General features: G+C 47.3%; 3 protein-coding genes and 1 pseudogene. 2 read left to right on the top strand and 2 right to left on the bottom strand.

Annotated features, from left to right (window positions below; all coding sequences use genetic code 11):
* Nucleotides 1–274: 274 nt before the first annotated feature.
* Nucleotides 275–1,168, top strand: a complete 894-nt coding sequence (locus tag JCM12259_RS12545) for a glycosyltransferase family 2 protein (protein WP_025066700.1) — start codon at nucleotides 275–277, stop codon at nucleotides 1,166–1,168.
* Nucleotide 1,169: 1 nt separating this feature from the next.
* Here JCM12259_RS12545 and JCM12259_RS15580 read toward each other — a convergent pair.
* A pseudogene (locus tag JCM12259_RS15580) lies at nucleotides 1,170–1,975 on the bottom strand (MBL fold metallo-hydrolase).
* Nucleotides 1,976–2,108: 133 nt separating this feature from the next.
* Here JCM12259_RS15580 and JCM12259_RS12555 point away from each other — a divergent pair.
* Nucleotides 2,109–2,534, top strand: coding sequence for a hypothetical protein (locus JCM12259_RS12555; RefSeq protein WP_025066701.1), 426 nt, complete (start codon nucleotides 2,109–2,111; stop codon nucleotides 2,532–2,534).
* 14 nt (nucleotides 2,535–2,548) lie between these two features.
* Here JCM12259_RS12555 and JCM12259_RS17470 read toward each other — a convergent pair.
* Nucleotides 2,549–2,808: hypothetical protein (locus tag JCM12259_RS17470; RefSeq protein ID WP_148299634.1), on the bottom strand; the 260-nt coding region annotated here is incomplete at its 5' end.

Here is a 2,808-nt window from a genome sequence, read left to right on the forward strand (position 1 = left end):
CGAAGTTCTTTTGCATCGCGTTACGGCTATTTATATTTGCTTGTTTAATCATCTCTTTAATTGTTCAGACCCCTATCCCCCTAACTTAGGGGGCGAAGGAGGAAACTGCCGGCAAAGGTAAGGAAACTTCTTTAAACGAGCAAAGAAAAATTAAAAAAATATGGGGAATAGGGTATTCTTATGGGTGCTAGTGACCTGCGAATAGCAAGGAATCAAGAGCAGAAGCGCGTGTTATTCATAGCAAATCATTATCTTTGTCCACTGTTATTGAATTATGAAGACAGAGTTATCCATCCTCATACCCACTTATAACTGCTGCTGCACCAACCTCGTACAAACGCTGAACGAGCAGGCGCTGCAACTGCCGAATATCAGCTACGAGATCATTGTTGCCGATGACGGATCTACCGATGAGGGTGTCAAGACGGCCAACAAACAGATCAATACCCAACCGAATTGCCATTACCTGATGCGCCCAACGAATATGGGGCGGGCGGCGATCCGTAACTTTCTGGCACAGATGGCACGTTACCGATGGTTGCTTTTCATCGACAGCAGCGTGCACGTGGATCATGACAACTTTCTGAGACTATATCTATCGGCAGACTCTGCGGCTCAGGTGATTTGCGGAGGAGTGGCCGTGGGGACAACCGGAGCCTGTGACCAGCATTGTCTGCGGTATCTTTATGAGCGCCACTATGCAGAGATACATCCATTGAGTCGACGCCAGAAACAACCTTATCAGTCGTTTCGGACCACGAACTTTATGGTTGCCCGAGACACACTCCGCGCCCTCCCGTTTTGTGAAGAGATACAGACTTATGGTTACGAAGATGTGCTTTGGGGAAAACAATTACAACAGCACCATATCCCAATCGTTTCTATCGACAATCCCGTTGCCTATCTTCGCTATGACGACAATCAGGTTTTCATGGCTAAGACAGAGGAGGCGCTTGATACCTTGGCTGCTTTTCGCGACCAACTCAAAGGCTATTCCGCCCTACTTCTCACGGCCGAACGAATGCTGCATTATGGCTTTGCGTCTCTCTTTCTGACCGTATTCAAACGTCGATATATGGTCTGGCGGAAACGGCTTTGCGGTCAACACCCGCCTGTTTGGTTATACAACCTCTATCGATTGGGGTATTTGCTCATGAGGATGAAATAGCTCACTCATCCAACAAATACGTCTCACTCGGCAGCTTCCGCTTCAAAACATCCAAGGCAAAATCCTTACCCGCTATAATCCGTAATTGCGAAGCAACTGCTCGACAGTCTTGCGGGCCAACTCCGGATGGTTGTTTTCCTGGCTCAAATGGCACAACCAAATATGTTTTAAATTCTCGGTCATGTTTTCGGCTATGGCCTTTGCACAGTCCTCATTGCACAAATGCCCGACCGGTCCGACGACACGCTCTTTGAGATATTGCGGATACGGCCCTTCCATCAGCATCTCCCGGTCGTGGTTTGCTTCGATAATCAGATAATGAGCAGAGGCGATCATTTCTTTCATGACATCCGTCACATGTCCGATGTCGGTCATCACACAAAAGACAGTATGCCCGTATCGAATCTGATACCCCACATTATCACTACTGTCATGGGGCACTTCGAAAGGATAAATCTCGAAGTCTCCCAAACGGAAAGGCGTTCCCTTCTCAATCACTTTCACACAGTCGGACGTGATCTTATGCCTCACACAATAGTTGCGCTCTATGCCGGCATGCACCCGATGCGTGGCAAACACCGGCAGTCCATAGTCTCGACTGAGACTACCGACAGATTTAATATGATCAGCATGATCGTGAGTAATAAGGATGTTGTGTATATTTGAGAATGACAGACCGCGATCCTTGAGAAACCTTTTCAGCGTGCGCACACCAACACCTGCATCAATCAAGAGTCCGTCTGATTCGGTGTAGAGGAGATAACAATTGCCGCTACTCCCGCTGCCGAATGATATAAACTTCAGCATTTCATCCTTTTTAGATCGCAAAAGTAACGAAAAGCGTTGGAAAAGCCAAGCATTTTCTTTACCTTTGGCGATATTTTAAAGTTTTTATATGCGCTCGATCCTTCACCTTCTGCATCGTTATACAGCGGCGACAATGTTGTTTTTCGCAGCAATCCTCTTCGCGGCGTGTCGCCATGCCGATACACACGACCAACTGGAAGCCGTCATCGACTCATTTGCCACACATTATTATAATTGGCAATTCCGGCAAGCCCTATCCTATTGCACCTCCGAGTCGGAACCTTGGTTGCGTTTTGCAGCCAGCAACGTGCAGCAGAGCGATATAGATATCCTACGTGCGCAGGGCAGAGGAGCCAGTCATCAGATCAACGACATACGCTTTGATGCCGGCGACTCCACAGCCCTCGTATCACTCACCGTCTATCATTACCTGCGTATGGATACGATCGGAAGGGCAGGACAAATCGCCGACAAAGCCAGCTTCCTGCTTCCCGTGGTACACCGAAATGGTCAATGGCTGGTACATCTGACTGCTTTCCCGCGTGGCATATTCCGCTAAGCAACAAATATTCTTTACTTTTTTCTTTGGTCATTTAATAAAGTTTGTGTACCTTTGCCGCCGTCTTCGCCCCCTAAGTTAGGGGGATGGGGGTCTGAACAATTAAAGAATATGACAACAAAAGCAAATATAACCAGCAGCGCATCAATGCAAAAGAACTCGGTTTCTCTTGCATCTTTTAACGCTTTATATTTGCATATCTCAGAAAAAGTCTTAACACACACACACACACACACATCGCACCTGGCGTAGAGACATTTTAGGTCTTCGCCTA

The organism is Hoylesella enoeca JCM 12259 (genome assembly GCF_000613405.1).
Taxonomy (GTDB): Bacteria; Bacteroidota; Bacteroidia; order Bacteroidales; family Bacteroidaceae; genus Prevotella; species Prevotella enoeca.

Excerpts from the sequence above, each read along its gene's own strand:
- JCM12259_RS12545 (WP_025066700.1), top strand. The coding sequence starts at position 275 with ATGAAGACAGAGTTATCCATCCTCATACCCACTTATAACTGCTGCTGC.
- JCM12259_RS12555 (WP_025066701.1), top strand. The coding sequence starts at position 2,109 with ATGTTGTTTTTCGCAGCAATCCTCTTCGCGGCGTGTCGCCATGCCGAT.